Source organism: Massilia atriviolacea (assembly GCF_003953935.1).
Classification (GTDB): Bacteria; Pseudomonadota; Gammaproteobacteria; order Burkholderiales; family Burkholderiaceae_D; genus Telluria_A; species Telluria_A atriviolacea.
The window spans coordinates 18,733-36,293 of sequence record NZ_RXLQ01000024.1; the positions used below are offsets into that span (position 1 = coordinate 18,733).

13 protein-coding genes are annotated in these 17,561 nt (G+C 67.3%); 6 read left to right on the forward strand and 7 right to left on the reverse strand.

Going from position 1 to position 17,561, the window contains the following annotated elements:
- The first annotated feature begins 272 nt into the window (after positions 1-272).
- Entirely contained in the window at positions 273-923 is a 651-nt protein-coding gene (locus tag EJB06_RS28715) for a hypothetical protein (RefSeq protein ID WP_126077463.1), read from the forward strand.
- Between the two features lie 309 nt (positions 924-1,232).
- Here EJB06_RS28715 and EJB06_RS28720 read toward each other — a convergent pair whose 3' ends face one another.
- The 4 genes from EJB06_RS28720 to EJB06_RS28735 form a co-directional block, all read right to left on the reverse strand.
- Positions 1,233-3,881, reverse strand: a complete 2,649-nt coding sequence (locus EJB06_RS28720) for an NAD(P)-binding protein (protein WP_126077464.1) — start codon at positions 3,879-3,881, stop codon at positions 1,233-1,235.
- A 95-nt stretch (positions 3,882-3,976) separates the two neighbouring features.
- Complete coding sequence (locus EJB06_RS28725) at positions 3,977-5,764, reverse strand: glycoside hydrolase family 2 TIM barrel-domain containing protein (protein WP_126077465.1); 1,788 nt, start codon at positions 5,762-5,764, stop codon at positions 3,977-3,979.
- A gap of 370 nt (positions 5,765-6,134) precedes the next feature.
- Positions 6,135-7,640, reverse strand: a complete 1,506-nt coding sequence (locus tag EJB06_RS28730) for a dipeptidase (RefSeq protein ID WP_126077466.1) — start codon at positions 7,638-7,640, stop codon at positions 6,135-6,137.
- Between the two features lie 69 nt (positions 7,641-7,709).
- Positions 7,710-7,997, reverse strand: coding sequence for a DUF378 domain-containing protein (locus tag EJB06_RS28735; protein WP_126077467.1), 288 nt, complete (start codon positions 7,995-7,997; stop codon positions 7,710-7,712).
- Positions 7,998-8,146: 149 nt separating this feature from the next.
- Here EJB06_RS28735 and EJB06_RS28740 point away from each other — a divergent pair, with 149 nt between their 5' ends.
- A complete protein-coding gene (locus tag EJB06_RS28740; protein WP_126077468.1) occupies positions 8,147-9,004 on the forward strand; it encodes a pirin family protein in 858 nt (285 codons plus the stop codon).
- A gap of 18 nt (positions 9,005-9,022) precedes the next feature.
- Here EJB06_RS28740 and EJB06_RS28745 read toward each other — a convergent pair whose 3' ends face one another.
- The gene (locus tag EJB06_RS28745) at positions 9,023-9,958 is read right to left on the reverse strand and encodes a LysR family transcriptional regulator (protein ID WP_126077469.1); all 936 of its coding nucleotides are present in this window, start codon (positions 9,956-9,958) and stop codon (positions 9,023-9,025) included.
- Positions 9,959-10,108: 150 nt separating this feature from the next.
- On the opposite strand from EJB06_RS28745, the gene EJB06_RS28750 reads away from it, so the two are divergent.
- Positions 10,109-11,083 carry a quinone oxidoreductase family protein gene (locus EJB06_RS28750; protein ID WP_126077470.1) on the forward strand — a complete coding sequence of 325 codons (975 nt, stop codon included), beginning with the start codon at positions 10,109-10,111 and terminating at the stop codon, positions 11,081-11,083.
- 106 nt (positions 11,084-11,189) lie between these two features.
- On the opposite strand, the gene EJB06_RS28755 is transcribed toward EJB06_RS28750, so the two are convergent.
- Positions 11,190-11,693 carry an Lrp/AsnC ligand binding domain-containing protein gene (locus tag EJB06_RS28755; RefSeq protein ID WP_126077471.1) on the reverse strand — a complete coding sequence of 168 codons (504 nt, stop codon included), beginning with the start codon at positions 11,691-11,693 and terminating at the stop codon, positions 11,190-11,192.
- 103 nt (positions 11,694-11,796) lie between these two features.
- On the opposite strand from EJB06_RS28755, the gene EJB06_RS28760 reads away from it, so the two are divergent.
- Together EJB06_RS28760 and EJB06_RS28765 are read left to right on the forward strand one after the other, a co-directional pair.
- Entirely contained in the window at positions 11,797-13,086 is a 1,290-nt protein-coding gene (locus EJB06_RS28760) for a D-amino acid dehydrogenase (protein WP_126077472.1), read from the forward strand.
- A gap of 534 nt (positions 13,087-13,620) precedes the next feature.
- Entirely contained in the window at positions 13,621-14,283 is a 663-nt protein-coding gene (locus tag EJB06_RS28765) for a CCXG family PEP-CTERM protein (protein WP_126077473.1), read from the forward strand.
- A gap of 32 nt (positions 14,284-14,315) precedes the next feature.
- Here the strand turns inward: EJB06_RS28765 and EJB06_RS28770 are convergent, their stop codons facing one another.
- Entirely contained in the window at positions 14,316-16,499 is a 2,184-nt protein-coding gene (locus tag EJB06_RS28770) for an NHL repeat-containing protein (RefSeq protein WP_229427340.1), read from the reverse strand.
- A gap of 91 nt (positions 16,500-16,590) precedes the next feature.
- On the opposite strand from EJB06_RS28770, the gene EJB06_RS28775 reads away from it, so the two are divergent.
- The gene (locus EJB06_RS28775; RefSeq protein ID WP_198420943.1) at positions 16,591-17,535 is read left to right on the forward strand and encodes an SMP-30/gluconolactonase/LRE family protein; all 945 of its coding nucleotides are present in this window, start codon (positions 16,591-16,593) and stop codon (positions 17,533-17,535) included.
- Positions 17,536-17,561 lie beyond the last annotated feature (26 nt).

Below are 17,561 nucleotides of genomic sequence, written 5' to 3' on the forward strand. Positions count from 1 at the left end.
ACACATCGATCGTGCTGGCGCGGACTGGCAAGGCGCGACAGCATCGTCTTGCCCCTTGAAAGCAGCGGGCCGGTGCGCTAAATCACGGCTGATTGCCCCCTCTTGCGCCTTCACTTCCCTCCACGAAAATTCAAGGCGATCCGGGCATTGTTTGACGTGTATCAAAGGGCACATGAATGCCTGGGAACGTGGCCCGCCACGCGCGCTCTTACCAGAGTGGCACGCGGGATTGTCACGCACACACGGAAAACACCCAAGCAAAGGAGTTGATCATGAAGCGTATCGAACACAGCGTGCTCCTGGCGGGCTTGCTGGCCCTGGCAGCCTGCAGCTCCACCGGCATGAATGGCAGCGGCACGAGCGGCAGCGGCACGAGCGGCAGCAGTGGCGGCACATCGGCGGGCACCTCATCGACCGCAGGCGGCGCGAGTACCAGCGGGGGAAGCGGGAGCATGGCGGGAACCGGCACGGGCAGCGGCACGGCGAGCGGGACCGGCGGCACGGACACAGGCAGCTCCACGGCCACCGGCAGCGGCATGGACGGCACCGGGAGCGCCGGCAGCAGCGCCATGGACGGCTCCCTGGCCGGTGCGGGTAGCGCCTCAGCGGCCGGCGCCACACAGCCGGGCGGCGCCATGGCAGGTGGCGCAGGCGCAACGGGGAGCGCGCCCAACAGCACGGTGAGCAAGATCGAAGTGGTGCCGCGCCAGGGTAGCGGAACGGCGGGCAGCGGCGGCGCCGTCGGCAGCACCGGCACTGCAGGCAGCACGGGGACCAGCGGCAGCACCATGAGCGGCGACCGCGTCTACCGCATCACGCTCAAGATGGACGATGGCGCCACCCAGGTCGTCACGCAGGAAACCGCGCCATCCTTTGTGACGGGCGACCGCGTGCGCATGTCGGGCGGCGCCATCCAGCGTTAGCGCCCCGGGCTGGCACACTGGCGCTGGCCCCCTGATCCACACGCGCCCGGGCAGGCACGATCGCCGGGCGCCAGTTCGGCTGGCGCCCAAGACACGGATCGCATCGCCGATGCCCGCGTGCGCCGGCGCCGATTCCGATTCCGATTCCGACTCCGATTCCGACTCCGATTCCGATTCCGACTCCGACTCCGACTCCGACTCCGACTCCGATTCGGCACGGCCTTGAAATCGCCTTGCCCTGCATCTCAGTCAATCAGCCATGCCAGCCCGGCGCGCAGGCTGACAGCCATTTTTCACCCAGCCCCGGCCTCACTCCGCCCCGACATTCCTGGCAGCCTGCGCACGCTGGCGCAGCACCGCTTCCGCCGCTTTTTTGCCGGCGATGAAGGCATGGTCGGAATTGTAGTATTCCCATTCGCTGTAGCGCCCGGCCAGTAGGATGTCGTAGCGCGCCAGCCACGCTTTCACCAGCGCCACGTTGGCCGCGCGCGCGTGGTCGTACACGACGTAGGCATACGGCATGTCGACCAGCTGGGCGGTGATGATGCGGTCGTCGGGCCGCAGCATGGTGACCTTGATGCAGTCCTCGATGCAGCGCTCGATCAGCGCCTGGCCGTCGAGCGGCAGCGGCTTCCAGGGGGAATACGATATCTCGCAGGTCAGTCCGAATCCACCGGGCGGATTGCAGTGCGGACTGGCATTTCCCTGCACGAAGATGCGGTGGAAAATCGTGTCTTCCGGATAGTAGACCCAATGCTTGTCGGTGATGTTTTCGCGCGCGACGCCAAGGTTGACGCAGCGTACCGACAAGTGGCGCAAGCCCTCGGCCGCCGCCTGCACCTCGGCCGGCGCCTCGCTACCGATCAGCTTGATCAGCTCGGGCAAGGGCATGGTGCTGACCAGGTGATCGTAACGGTAGCGGCTGCCGTCCGCCATGACCAGCACGTGTTCGCGCGGCAGCAGCTGCGCCGCTTCGGCGTTCATCTCGATCTTGCCCTTGATATGCGGCAGGAAGCCGGACATCAGCGCCTGGAAGCCGCCCGAGAGCGGATAGCCGAAACGGGCGTTCGGCCCCATCGGCCTGGCGACCGGTTCCAGCGCGCCTTCGATGATTTCGTGCAGGTCGGGCAGCGGCACCCTGCCCCCGAGCCAGGACGTTTCCATCTCGCTCAGCGGTACCGTCCACAGCTTCTTGTTGTACGGGATGGCGAAGTGCTCGGCGATGCCGCGCCCCCATACCTTGTAGATGAATTCTTCGAAATTCTGGCTCTCGCGCTTGCGCGGCGCGATCCCGGCCTTGCCGTGCGCGACCTCGAGCGTGCCATCGGCGCAGCAGTCCTCGAGCGGCTTGACCGCGCACGGCGCCGCCGCAGGGCCGGGCGCCGCCCCGTCGATGCTGCCGAAGCGCGCTTCCACCGCGCCGATGATGCATTCGGCGATCACCTTGGGCGGCAAGCCGTACAGGGCGCCCTGGAAAGGGTAGCGCGTGTACACCTGCTTGCTGTAGACCCAGGCTTCGCGGTTCTGCCAGTGCAGGTTGGGCCCGAGCAGCATCTCGTACAGCGACAGCACGTAGGGATCGTTCGAGAACATGATGTGGCCGGCATGGTCGAAGGTGAAGCCCTGGTCGTGGATCGAGCGGCACCAGCCGCCGACGCTGCTGTTCTTGTCGAGCAGCAGCGCGCCCTCGCCCAGGTGGTAGGCGGCCGACAGCCCGGTGGGACCGGCGCCGATGATGACGGTCTGTACGTTCTGCGCGCCGCTCTGCGAACGCAGCGGATTGACCGTGGCGCCCGCGCCCGCGGCGCCGCTGGCGGCGCCGGCGAGCGCATTGCCCGCGCCGCTGAAGCGGCCCTTGCCGCGTCCCGGCGCCGTCCCGGCCAGCAGGCGCCGCATCGCGTCCACCGTGACGTCCCACGAGGTGCCGGCCACGATGTCGCGCATGGTGGCGCACATGGCGGCGCGCCGTTCGGGCGACATCGCCAGCGCCGCCTCGCAGGCCGCCACGAAGCCGGCCGCATCGCGCGCGATCGCCACCGCGTGGCCGTAGGGCCGGGCGACGTCGGCGATGCCGGTGCTGACGATGGGCAGCTCGGCGGCCATGTATTCGAGCACCTTGGTCGGGCTGATGAAGCGCGTCGCCTCGTTCAGGGCGAACGGCAGCAGGCACACATCCCATCCGGCCAGCAGGCCTGGCAGCGCCTCGTAAGGCTGTTGCCCGAGGTAGTGGATATTCGGGCGCTGCGGCAGGCTGGCCGGATCGATTTTCATGACCGGTCCCACCAGCACCAGCTGCCAGTCGGGATGCGCATCGGCCAGGGTGCCGATCAGGGGCGCGTCGAAGCGCTCGTCGATCACGCCGTAAAAGCCCAGGCGCGGCGTGCCGATGGCGTCCTGGAGCGGGTGGCCGCTGGCGCGTTGCCGGGCGCGCGCGAAATGATGCACGTCGACGCTGCTGGGAAAGCAGTGGAGGTCGGGATGGCGCTCGCGCTTGAGCTGGTACAGGCTGGGGCCGCCCGCGAACACCAGGTCGGCCAGGTTCAGCAGGGCCGTTTCGCGCTGCAGGAGCTGGCGCGGCGGATTCTTGAAGGCCGCCAGTTCATCCATGCAATCGTACACGACCAGGCCCGCGTGCAGTTCCTGCAGCAGCGGCAGCGCCATCGGCGTGTAGAACCAGGCGATCGGCCGCTCGCCGGGCGGCACCAGGCCGGCCAGCAGCGGTTGCAGCAGGCGGATCTGGTCGTCGTGAAAGCCCGGCGCATGCACCGGCGTGTGCGGCCGGCACACGGTCACGTTGGGAACGGGAGTCGATTGCTCCATGAAGCTGTCGCCATCATCGTGAACGGGCTCCTCCACAAAGAGGATGCGGAAATGGTGTGCCAGCCGCGATAGCAACTGCTGCGGCCGCTGGTACACAAAATCCCAGCGCAGGTGGCAAAAAACGATGATGGTAGACATGCGATCTCCTTTCGCCCGTCGCGGGCGTATGTTGGCAAAGTAAGGTGTCCGGCGCGCCCGCGCTGCCGTGCCGCGCGGGCGAGGATGGCGGATGGTCAGGCGATTCCCGGGCTGCACTCCTCCTTCGCGTGGTCGTTGCGCGTGGCCGCGCTGATCAGCTCCAGCGGCACCTTGGGCGTGCGGTCGGCGCACAGCAGGCCGTTCGCTTCCTGGAAGGTGTCGCTGAACTGGGTGTAGCAAAAGCCGCTGAACATGGTGGTGGTGTTGACCACCTCCAGCAGGCGCCGGTACAGGTCGAGGAAACTGTCTTCGGTGTGGGCGCGCGAATAGCCCCAGGTGCGCACGGCGCCGGCATGCTTGTCGAAGGCGACGCCGCCGAACTCGGTCAGCACGATCGGCTGGCCGCGATGCGGAAAACCGTCCAGGGTGAGGATGCGTCCGCCCGGACGGCGCTGGTCGAACAGGGTGCGCGTCGGTTCGCTGGTGGTGTAGCGCGCCGCCAGCCTGTCCGGATTGCAGTCGTAATCGTGGATGCCGAGGATGTCGGTGGCCGAGGCTTCCCAGCCATCGTTGCCGATCACCGGGCGCGTGGCGTCGAGCGTGCGGGTCAGGTGGTACAGGGCTTCGACCGCGTTGCGGTGGGCTTGCGTCAGGGTCAGGTTGGGCACGCCCCAGGATTCGTTGAAGGCGACCCAGACGATGATGCACGGATGGCTGTAGTCGCGCTCGATCGCCTCGGTCCATTCGCGCACCAGGCGCGTGATGGCCTTGGGACTGAAACGGTAGGCCGAGGGCATTTCTTCCCACACCAGCAGGCCGAGCCGGTCGGCCCAGTACAGGTAGCGCGGATCCTCGATCTTCTGGTGCTTGCGCACGCCGTTGAAGCCCATGGCCTTGGCCAGCTCGACATCGCGCCTGAGCGCCGCGTCGGACGGCGCCGTCATCAGGGTCTCGGGCCAGTAGCCCTGGTCGAGCACCAGCCGCAGCGCGTAGGCGCGTCCGTTCAGCATGAAGCGGTCGCGGTTGATCGCCACCGAGCGCAGCGCCGTGTAGGAACGCACCACGTCGAGCACCTGGCCGCGATGGTGCAGGGTCACTTCGGCATTGAGCAGGGTCGGCCGCTCGGGGCTCCACAGCAGTTCGTTGCGCGAGTCGTCGATGCCGGGGTCGGACAGGGCGATCTTGCGGTTGGCCTCGTGCCCCAGCAGCTTGTAGTGGTCGTCGGCCAGCAGGTTCTCGCCATGCCAGATCCTGACCTCGACGAACAGTTCTTCCGTGATGTCGCCGGTGGCGAAGATTTCGCAGCCGATCTCGTAGGTCTCGAAGATCGGCGTCCAGCGCAGGCTCTGGATGTAGGTCGAGGCCACCTGTTCGATCCACACCGTCTGCCAGATGCCGGTGGTGCGCGGATACCAGATCGAATGCGCGTCGAGCAGCCAGTCCTGCTTGCCGCGCGGCTTGGCCAGGTCGTGCGGATCGTCCTCGACGTACACCGTCACCACCTGCGTGCCGTCCTGCGCCAGCACGCCGCTGATGTCGGCCGAAAACGGCGTGTGCCCGCCCTCGTGTTCGGCCACCAGGTGCTCGTTGAGCCAGACCCGCGCGCGGTAGTCGACCGCGCCGAAATGGAGGATCGTGCGCCCCGCATGCGGCGCCAGCTCGAAGCTGCGTTCGTACCAGCAGACCGAATGAAAGCCTGTGTCGCCCAGGCCGCTGGCGCGCGCTTCCGGCGCGAACGGCACCTCGATCCGGTGCGTCCACTCGGTCGCGCCGTCGGGCATGCGGCAGCGGCGCTCGTCGTCGAACATGAATTTCCAGGGGCCGTTCAGGCTGATCCATCGCTCGCGGACGAGCTGGGGCCGCGGGTACGCGAATTGACTCATCGATGCTCCTCGTGGGCCGCATGCGCACGCTGCAAGCGGGCGGCGCACGCGGACAGACTCGATGCCGCGCACGACAGCCGTTGCGCACACCGGGAAGGGATGCTAGCACGCCAAATTTGCGCATTTTCACGCTTGGCCGAGGAACAATTTCTAGGGGAATATGGCTTGTAACCGGCTGTCTTTGAGGGGAGCGAAGGCGCCGCCGTTGGCCAGGGGAGGAAGCGCGGGCGCCGGCCTGGGAGCGGCGCTGCCGGTTACATAAAGTAGGCTGTCGCCTACATCACGGATCGGTGTTTTTACGGGTACGATCGAAGCGGACACGTGAAGCGCGCAGGCGGCCGGTGCGGCCCGCCGCGCGCCATGCGCCCTGCTATTTTGCGAGCTCGACCATGACGGCCGTGTACATCTGCAGGTTCAGCATCAGTTGCTTGACGGTGATGAATTCATGCTCGGAATGGCCCGAGTACACCGTGCCCGGCATGGCCGGCCCGAAGCTGACCGCGTTCGGAAACAGGCGCGAATTGGTGCCGCCGCCGATCGACACCGGCCGCGGATTCCTGATCCCCGTGTAGTACGAGAATACCGACAGCAGGGTCGGCACCTGGGGCGCGCTTTTCTGCAGCCACGGTTCGCCGATCTCCACCTTCACATCGGCCAGCGCGACGCGCTGCGCCTGCCACCGGTCCAGGGCCGCGTGCACCTCGCGCGTCAATTGTTCGGTCGTCTTGCCTTGCGGGCGGCGCAGGTTGACATGCAGCGAGATGCCGCCCTCGCCCTGCTTGATGACGGTCGGCGCCACCGTCATCGGCCCCATGAATTTGTCGCGGTAGGCGATGGCGCCGAACTTGTCGCCATACAGGCCGGTCCCGATCAGGTCGTTGAGCAGATGGACCATGGCGCCGGCCGTGGTGTTCGGCCAGGCCTGCACGGCGAGGGCGTCGGCCAGCATGGCGATCGCGTTGACGCCGTCTTCCGGCTTGGACGAGTGCGCCGCCAGCCCCTGCGCCTTGACCAGCAGCTGCGCGCCCTGGCGCGTGAAGGTATAGCGCATGCCGCCCTGGGCGCTGGCGCGCTGGCGGATGCGCGCTTCCAGTTCCGGCGTGGCGTTGTCGATGGTCGCGTTGGCGTCTTCGGGAATCTGGCTGCCGAAAAAGCCGCCGCCGAACGCCGACAGCGAGGCCGTATCGGCCGCCGCCGGCGGCTGCGGCGGCACCGTCACGCCGATGCTGCCGTAGCCCTTCTCGGCGGTAACCACCGGATACTCGGCGTCGAGCGTGATGTTCACCTGCGGCGCCTGGTGCGTCTTGAGGAACGCGGTCAGCGGTCCCCAGTCCGATTCCTCGGCCATGTACACATACAGCTCCAGCCGTTTCGACAGCGCCAGCTTGCGGTCCTTGATCGCCTTCATCGCGTACATGGCGGTCGCGATCGGTCCCTTGTCGTCCTCGGTGCCGCGCCCGATCAGGCGCCCGGCCTCGCTGGTCTTGTCCAGCTCGAACGGTGACTTTTTCCACTTGGACGGATCGACCGGCTGGATGTCGCCGTGCGTGACGATGCCGACCCGCTCGCTGCCGCTGCCCAGGCCGATCACCATCACGTAGCCATGGTCGGTGTAGTCGAGTCCCAGCCGTTCGGCCTCGGCCTTGAGGTATTGCTTGAAGCCGAGATGCTGCGGGTTGCGCTCGAACGGGACCGCCTTGTCGGCGACCGTGTTGAAGCTGACCATCTTGCCCAGCGTGTCGATCAGCTCGCTGCGATACGTCGCCGCCGCATGGGCGGCCGCGCGCCGCGCCTCCTCCCCCGGTGGCGCAGGCGCGGCACTGGCGGCGCTGCCCAGGCAGCATAGCAGGCTGGCGATGACGAACGAATGGCGCATGGTGACACTCCCGGACCTTGTGTTGATGAACGCCAAAGTCTATCACCGCCAGCGGCGCGGCGCAGCCGCCTAGCGGCTGCGCGCGGCCATCTTGCTCAGCAAGTAAATACCGTACAGCGATGCGATGCCGACCACCGCGTACACCAGGCGCGACCAGCCGCTGCGCTCGCCGAACAGCGCGGCCACCAGGTCGAACTCGACGGTCCCGACCAGGCCCCAGTTGATGCCGCCGACAATCATCAGCACCATCGCGGCCCAGTCCAGGACCGAAAAGTGCGTCGCGTGCAGGCTGGCGCCGGCGGTGCGCCGTTCCGGAATGTGGCGCCGTTCGTTTGCGGGTGCGTTCATTGTTGCCATTATTGCCTCCTTGTGGTCTCCACCAGAGCGGTGGCGTCCCTCTAGGACAGCACGGCGGGGCAGAAAGTTTTCGCGATCGTGCAGGCCGACGCCCGCGCCGCGCTTCGGGTAAGGTAGGGGACGACTTTATCCCACCGAGGAATCCGCCCATGAGCGACAAGAGCATCAAGCGCCTGCATCCCGCGCAGCGCGACGACATCGGCGACCTGCTGACCCAGCGCCCGCTGCCGGGGCCGTACGCCGAACAGATCGATCCCTTCCTGTTCCTCAACCACCACGGCCCGCAGCACTACCCGCCGGGCAACCGCGGCCTGCCGTTCGGGCCGCATCCGCACCGCGGCTTCGACACCGTGACCTTCATCGTCGACGGCACCCTGATGCACAAGGATAGCGCCGGGCACGAGAGCGTGATCGGCGCCGGCGGCGTGCAATGGATGACGGCCGGCAGCGGCATCGTGCACGCGGAAGTCTCGCCGCCCGCCTTTCGCGAGCAGGGCGGCCCGCTGGAAATCCTGCAGCTGTGGATCAACCTGCCAGGACGCCTGAAGATGACGGCGCCGGCCTACACCGGCGTGCAGCGGGAAGACATTCCGGCCATCGCGCTCGACGCCGGCAAGGTCGCGCTGAACCTGATCGCCGGCGAATGGGACGGCAAGCAGGGGCCGGTGCGCTCGTTGACCGGGGTCTTCATGAGCACCGTGGCCATGCGCGCCGGCGGCCGCCTGCAGGTGCCGGACTTGCGCGCGCGCAATGTGTTCCTGTACGTGGTGCGCGGCACCGTGGAGATCAATGGCGACCGCGCCGATGCCTTCCACCTGGCCGAGCTGAGCGACGAAGGCGTGTCGCTGGGCATCACAGCCGAGACCGATGCCTTGCTGATCTTCGGCCACGCCACGCCGCTCAACGAGCCGGTAGTGGCGCACGGACCGTTCGTGATGAACACGCGCGAAGAAATCCGGGCCGCCATGGCCGACTTCGAAGCCGGGCGCTTCCAGGGCCTGCCTTAGGACAGCCTCAGGACGGCGTCACGGCGCCAGGGGGCCGGGGCGATGCTCGGCCGCCATCCTGTCGCTTTCGAAAATCGCGACCATCCAGTCGACGAACACGCGTACGCGCGCGCTCAGGTGCCGGTTGGGCGCGTACACGACCGAGACCGGGACCGGCTCGCCCTGCCAGTCTTGCAGCAGCGGTACCAGCATGCCCGAGGCGATGTGCGGCGCGGCGATGAATTCCGGCGTGTGCAGCACGCCCAGGCCGGCCAGTCCGGCGGCCAGCATGGCATTCGAATCGTTGACGCCGACAAAGTGGTCGCAATGCAGCTTGACGCGCTGCTCGCCACGGCGCATCTCGACCGCCATCTGGCGGCCCGAGCCGGCGTAAAAGTAGCGCACCATCTTGTGCCCGCGCGCCAGGTCGGCAGGCTCGGCGGGCGTGCCGTGGCGTGCCAGATAGGCCGGCGCGGCGCAGGTCGTGAAGCGGAACTGGCCGATGCGGCGCGCGATCAGCGAGGGATCGCCGATCGCGCCGGTGCGCACCACGCAATCGACCCGTTCGCTCACCAGGTCGACCGGGCGGTCGCTCACGCCTATGTCGATCTGCAAGTCCGGATAGCGCGCCTGGAAATCGGCCAGGGCCGGAATGACCAGCATGGTGGCCATGGTCGCGCCCATGTCGACCCGCAGGCGCCCGCGCGGGCTGGCCTGGGCGTTCGCCAGCGCCGACGCCGCTTCCTGCCACTCGTCCAGCACGCGCGCCATGCGTTCGTAGTAGGCGCTGCCGTCGCTGGTGGTCGAGACGCGCCGCGTGGTGCGGTTGAGCAGCTTGACGCGCAGATGCGCCTCCAGCCCCTGCACCAGCTTGGTTACCGTATTGCGCGGCAGGTTCAAGGCCGCCGCCGCTTTCACAAAACTGCCGGTTTCCACCACCCCGACAAAGGCCCGCACCGCCGCATACTGGTCCATCGTTTCTCCAGGGCCGCTTCATTATCATCAAATCAGGAACACTGCTGCACTTTACATCATCTTTATCCCGAATGTCGTGATACCTATACTTTGCTCATCGGCTTTCGAACGCGGGCAAGGTGCTCCGCTGAAGGCTGCGGGAGACTCACCATGACACAGCATCGCGTACGCATCCATTCCACCGGCGCTCCTGAGGTATTGCGCTATGAAGCGGCCCCGGCCGCGCTGGGCACGCCGCCCGCCGGCCAGGTGCGCCTGCGCCAGGACGCCGCCGGCCTGAACTTCGTCGATACCTTGTTTCGCGATGGCAGCTTCAGTGTCGCCCTGCCCTTCGACATGGGCGTGGAAGGGGCCGGCGTCGTCGAGGAAGTCGGCGCCGGCGTCACCAATGTCAGGGCCGGCGACCGGGTCGCCTACTTCTTTTCCTTCGGCGCCTACGCCAGCGAACGCATGATCGATGCCGGCGCCCTCATCAAGCTACCGGACGACATCGATACAGAACTGGCCGCCGCCATCGTCACCAAGGGCCTGACCGCCTGGATGCTGGCCCGCCGCGTGCATGAATTGCGGCCCGGACAGGTCGTCCTGGTGCACGGCGCTGCCGGCGGGGTCGGCTCCCTGCTGGCGCGCTGGGCCGTCGACCTGGGCGCCACCGTGATCGCCACGGTCGGCTCGCCGGGCAAGGCGGCGCTGGTGCGCGCCCAAGGCATCGACCATGTGCTCGACGCCAACGCTCCCGACCTGGCCGCGCAAGTGCGGGCGATCGCCGGCGGCGGCGTCGACGTGGTGTACGAATTCATCGGCAAGGCGACGTTCGGGCAATCGATCCTGGCGCTGCGCGACGGCGGCCTGCTGGTCCACGTCGGCAATGCCTCCGGCAATCCCGCGCCCGGTTTCCTGCCGGCCCTGGAAGCGCGCCAGATCCGCTACCTCAAGCCGGCGACGGCGCAATACGTCAACGACCGCGCCAGCCTCGACCTGGCCAGCGGCGAGCTGTTCGCCGCCTACCGCAAGGGCGCGCTGGGCACGGTCGCCCCGGTGCGCTACCGCCTCGCCGACGTGGCCCAGGCCCATGCCGACCTGGCCGCGCGGCGCATCGGCGGGCCAGCCATCCTGGTGCCCTGAGCCGCGCCGGGCGCCGCCACGATGCTGGCGACTATATATAGAGAGAGGAAGAGAGAGCGCAGCGGCCACGCGCCGCGAGGCCCGGCCTGCGCCGCAAGCGTGCATCTCAGCCAGCCTGGAGCAGCGCGTCGGTCGACAGCACCAGCGTCTCCTTGATCTCCTCCATCACCACATAGCTCTTCGACTGGGCCGCGCCCGGCAACTGCAGCAGCATGTCGCCGAGCAGCTTGCGGTACTCCGCCATTTCGTGGATGCGCGCCTTGATCAGGTAATCGAAGTCGCCCGACACCAGATGGCATTCCTGCACCTCGGGAATGCGCAGCACCTCGCGCCGGAACTGTTCGAAGGCCGATGCCGACTTCTGGTTCAGGGTAATTTCCACGAACACCAGCAACTTCGCGCCCAGCGCGGCCGGATCGACGCGCGCGTAATAGCCGCTGATGACGCCGTCGCGCTCCATGCGCTTGACCCGCTCGATGCAGGGCGTGACCGACAAGCCGACCCGCTCGCCCAGGTCCTTCATCGAGATGCGCCCCTCCTGTTGCAGGATGCGCAGGATGTGGCGGTCGAGCTTATCGAGGCTGCGGGTCGATTCTTTAACGATGCGCATGAAATTCCACTAAATAAGTGCAGTTATACGTGAACAAAGACTGGTTGAAACCCAATAATATAGCGGAAATTCTTGCATCCACAACTAATCTTCCGGAGAGACCATGCGTGTCGTGATTTTGGGTAGCGGCGTTATCGGCGTCACCACGGCTTACTACCTGGCCAAGGCAGGCCACGAAGTCACCGTGCTCGACCGCCAGCCCGGTCCCGCGCTGGAAACGAGCTTCGCCAACGCCGGCCAGATCTCGCCCGGCTACGCCTCGCCCTGGGCCGCGCCCGGGATTCCGCTGAAAGCCGTGAAATGGATGCTGCAGCGCCACTCCCCGCTCTCCATCACGCCCGACGGCACCACCTTCCAGCTCAAATGGATGTGGGACATGCTGCGCAACTGCACCGCCGACCGTTACGCGGTCAACAAGGAACGCATGGTGCGCCTGGCCGAGTACAGCCGCGACTGCTTCAAGACCCTGCGCGAAGAAGCCGGCATCAGCTACGAAAGCCGGCAGCGCGGCACCATGCAGCTGTTCCGTACCGAACAGCAGTTCGCCAGTGCCGAGAAAGACATCAAGGTGCTGCAGGAGTCCGGCGTGCCCTACGAACTGCTCACGCGCGACCAGCTCGGCCAGGCCGAACCGGCGCTGGCGCTGGTCAAGGACAAGCTGGTCGGCGCGCTGCGCCTGCCCAACGACGAGACCGGCGACTGCCAGCTGTTCACCACCCGCCTGGCCGCGATGGCCGAAGCGCTGGGTGTGCGTTTTCGCTACAACGTCGCCATCGACCGCCTGGCGGTGAGCGGCAACGCGATCGGCGGCGTGCATTGCGGCGACGAGCTGGTGCAGGGCGACGCCTACGTGGTCGCACTCGGTGCGCACTCGACCGCGCTGCTCAAGTCGATCGTCGACATTCCCGTGTACCCGATGAAAGGCTACTCGATCACCGTGCCGATCACCGACGCCAGCAAGGCGCCGGTCTCGACCATCCTGGACGAAAGCTACAAGATTGCCGTGACCCGGTTCGACGACCGGATCCGCGTGGGCGGCATGGCCGAGCTTGCGGGCTTCGACCACCGCCTGAACCCGCGCCGCCGCGCCACGCTCGAGATGGTGGTCAACGACCTGTTCCCGGGAGCCGGCGACAGCGCGCGCGCCACCTTCTGGACCGGGCTGCGTCCGATGACGCCGGACGGCACGCCGATCGTCGGCCGCAGCCCGCTCGGCAACCTGTTCCTCAACACCGGTCACGGCACCCTGGGCTGGACCATGTCCTGCGGCTCGGCGCAGATGCTGGCCGACCTGATGTCGGCCAGGCGTCCGGCGATCCGCTTCGACGACCTCTCGGCCGGGCGCTACCACGGCCGCGGCAGCGACACCCGCCTCGACCTCGCCAACGCCTGACCCAAAGTCCTACCCCCGCCCCACAACCGCCTAACACCGGGGTCAGAGCTTTAATCTGCAATAAAAATATTGCAGATTAAAGCTCTGACCCCGGTGTAGGACGATTCGCCCTACTTGCTTCACAACGCTAGCTCGGTCGTGACATTAAGTCCTCATCGACTGCGGCAACGACCTACGCCAAAACGCCTCCCCCTGCTTCACGCATGCCCTACCACCAGGGTCAGAGCTTTAATTAGCAATGTTTTTGTTGCTAATTAAAGCTCTGACCCCGGTGGTAGGGATTTTGAGGGGAGGGGTAGGAATCTGGCGTTGTAAAAGGTAAACAGGATTGCCGAAGAAAGTTGGTGGCGGCGAATTCATGTTACTCTTTGGATACTGTTCGTGCATCCGACACACTTCCGATGCACCGTGATTCAGCGCCAGCACCCAGACTGACCGTCCATCGCACGCCTTGGACGCTCGTGCGGAGCGAAAACTTCTTTCATCCCGACCGCGCCGCCGTTGCGCGTGCACGGTCCTTGTCCAGGAAATACTATGAAAAAGAATCTCCCATGGGTCTTGGCGGCCGCTGCATTGGCCGTCGGCGGCAGCGTCTGCGCCAGCACGATCACCATCGAATCGGCTTCCGCCAAGCCGTCCGGCCTGCTGTCCGACGCCGGCGCCTATCAGAGCGCCGTCAACGCGGCGCTGCAGGGCCCCACCTACACCAAAACCACCGTCGATTCGTACAACAACATCACCCATGCCAGCCTGTTCGGCGGGAGCAGCAATTTTGCGCTGAAGTCGACCATCAATTTCGGCGTGACCCAAGCCACCGCCGGCCTCTGGCAGTTCCGCGCCGGCGTCGATTTCGGCTACGGCGGCGCGCTGTTCCTCAACGATGTGGCGCTCGATGTCAACAGCCACGATATGTGGTGGGCCGGCCAGTACAACAATGCGTCCCAGTATTTCAACGCGGCAGTCAACCTGGGCGCGGGCAACCACACCCTCACCATCTTCGGCTTCGAAGGCTGCTGCGATGGCGGCCAGCAGGCGCAGTTCATGGCGCCCGGCGCTAGCTTCACCAGCTTCAGCAATACGGATAAGCTGATCAGCGCCGTCCCGGAACCGGAAACCTACGCCATGTTCCTGACCGGCATGGCGATGATGGCTTTCCTCGCGCGCCGCCGCCAGCGCCAGGCCGGCATCGCCGCCTGACGCCCTGCGCTGCCACCCGCCCCTGCCGTCCCTCACTCCACCGTGATCGGCAGGTCGCGTCCATTGAGCGCTTCGTTGCCGGCATAGTCGGCGGCGAAGATGCGGATCACGTAGTCCCCCGGCGCCAGCGCGGCCGGGTCCCAGCCTCCGACCCTGGCCACGCCGTCGCGCACGGTGTTGGTCACCACGTACAGGAAGCGCGTCGTGGCGCTGCCGTACACGGTGATGCCGCTGTTGTCGGCATACGCCAGCTTGACGCTTTCCGGGTCCGGCGGCAGCTTGTTGAATTCGATATTGACCTGCGGCTGGGCGAAGCCGGCCACCGGCGTGCCGTCCGCCTGCAGCACCTGGTAGCCCACCTTGTACAAACCGAGCTTGCGCCGCGCGGCATTGCCGTCGGCCTGGTCGTAGGCGTCGACCACGATCCCGAGCGGCCCCGCGCCGCGCGCCACCGTCACGCGCTTGCCGGGCTTGCGCGCCAGCGCCGTGCCGGCCGCGTCGAGCAGCTGGATCTTGTCGATGCGCGGCGCCACCTGGTCGCTGAAACCGGTGAACGGCAGCACCATCGGATTGGCTTCCACCCCGCCCGGCTGGTATACCAGGTGCACGTGGTACATGCGGTTGACCGTGCCCAGCGCTTCACCCACCTGGAAACGGGTGCCGCGCTTGACCCGCATGCGCGCCGCCTTGCCCTTGTCGTTGGTGAGCATGGTGAAGCGCGCCGGGTCGAGCGGCGCGTCCTTGACACTGCGCCCGACCCGCATGTGGATGTAGGCCATGCTGTCGATGCTCATGCCTTCGCCGACCTCGCCGAAGGCCCAGTTGGGCACCGGGCTGCTGACCTTTTCGTCGGCCACCGCCAGCACCGGCACGCCCATGTCGGCCTGCACGTCGAGGCCGCTGTGGAAGTGGTGCCGGCTTTCGCCGTTGTAGCTGCCGCGCACTTCGCCGATGGTGCCGACCACTTCGTGGCGCTGGTCCTGCGGCTTGAACGGCCACGGAAAGCTCGCCCCTGCCGGCGGCGCGGATGCCGGCAGCGCCGCCGGCGCGACCAGCGGCGCGGCCCTGGGTGCCAGCACCGCGCTCATCCCGTCGCCGCGCAGCGATACCCGGTGCACGGTGCGCTTGACGGCGTCGCTGACGTACAGCCCGCCCGCGCGGTCGAGCGCGATCGCACTCGGCCGGCTGAAGCGCACCGCCTTCTCGTCGCCGATCTCGATGTCGACGCCGATCCCGGTCAGGCCCTGCAAGCGCCCGTCGGGACTGATCTGCAGGATGCGCCCGCGCCAGATGTCGCCCACATACAGGAAGCCGTCGTGCGTGAGCGCCAGCGCGACCGGGCGCCGCAGCAGCGGTTTTTCGGCGTCTTCCGGCGCCATCGCCAGGGTGGCGACCTGCCCGTCCGGGCCCAGCTTGCGCACCGCGCCGTTGCCGGTGTCGGCCACGTACAGCGTGCCTTTGGCGTCGAGCGCGACCGAGGTGGGGGTGTCGAACTGCGCGCCGGCGGCCGGGCCGTCGGCATAGCCGGGCGCGCCGCCGGCGATCGTGCGCACGCTGCCGTCAAGCGCGATGGCGCGGATGCGGTCGTTGTAGGTGTCGGCCACGTAGACCACGCCGGCCTGGTCGACCGCCACCCCGACCGGCCCGTTGAACATGGCCTCGCTGGCCTTGCCGTCGAGGTAGCCGGCCACGCCGCCGCCGGCAACCGTGCTGACCACGCCTTGCGGCGTGACTTTGCGGATGGCGTTGTTGCCGGTATCGGCGACGTACAGGTTGCCGGCGCCATCGATGGCCATGCCGGACGGCGTGTGGAAGGCGGCCGCCGCGCCGCTGCCGTCGGCATAGCCTTCCTTGCCGCCAGCGAGGGTGGTGACCTGGCCCTCGGGCGTGATCTTGCGGATGCGGTTGTTGTCGCCGGCATCGGCCACATACACATTGCCGTCGCGGTCGCTCACCAGGCCGAAGGGATCGGAAAAGCGCGCCTGCGCGGCCGTGCCGTCGGCAAAGCCGGCGCTGCCGTTGCCGGCCACGGTGCCGATGCTTACCGGCCATCCCAGCACGGTCGGCTGCGGCTTGATGCCGACCATGGCCGCCACCTTGGCGACCACCGGCTGCGCGCCGCGCTGCAGCGCGTACCAGGCCGCGCCCGCGCCGATGGCGCCGATGGCTGCCGCGATCAGCAGCGGCTTCGTGTATGTACTCTTCAAACTTGTCACCTGGCTCAGCGTTATCAAAACACGAAGCTTACCTCATCATCAAGTACACTGGGCGCAGGCCGGACGACCGGCATTTTTCGATCGGAATTTCATGATGAGTTCGACCCGGCTGGCCTGTGCGCTGGCCTTCGCCGCCTGCCACGCGGGCGCCGCCCAAGCCGCCGGCGCGCCCCCGGCCACCCTGGAACGCCTGCACGTGGCCAGCGCCCTGACGGCGCCGCAGTCGTTTACCTCCGGCGTGGAAGGACCTGCGGTCGATGCCGCAGGTAATGTGTACGCGGTCAATTTCGCGCGCCAGCAAACCATCGGCAAGGTCAGGCCCAGCGGCGAGGCCGAGGTGTTCGCGACCCTGCCCGGCACCAGCGTGGCCAACGGCATCCGCTTCGGGCCGGACGGGGCGATGTACGTGGCCGATTATGTCGGGCACACGATTTACCGCATCGATCCGGCCAGCGGCGCCATCGCGGTCCATGCGCAGGAAGGCGCGATGAGCCAGCCGAACGACCTGGCCATCACGGCGTCCGGGGTCATCTATGCCAGCGATCCGGACTGGAAGAAGGGCACGGGACGCGTGTGGCGCATCGAGCGCGACGGCAAGGTCACGCTCGCGGCCGACGAGCTCGGCACCGCCAACGGCATCGAGGTCAGCCCGGACGGGCGCACCCTGTACGTGAACGAAAGCGTGCAGCGCATGGTCTGGGCCTTCACGATCGCGCCCGATGGCAGCCTGGGCGGCAAGCGCCGCATCGCCAGCTTTGCCGATCACGGGCTCGACGGGATGCGCGTCGATGTCGACGGCAATCTGTACGTCACCCGCATCGGCAAGGGCACGGTGGTCAAGCTGTCGCCCCAGGGACGCACCCTGGCCGAAATCGCCCTGCCCGGCAAGAAGCCGAGCAATATCAGCTTCGGCGGACCGGATGGGCGCACTGCCTATGTCACCGAGGTCGAGAACGGCCAACTGCTGCAGTTCCGGGTGGCGCGCCCGGGGCTGGAGTGGCAGCGCCAGGCGGGCGCCGCCAGGGCGGCGCAGTAAGGGCGCGCCGCCTTCTCCTCCTGCCT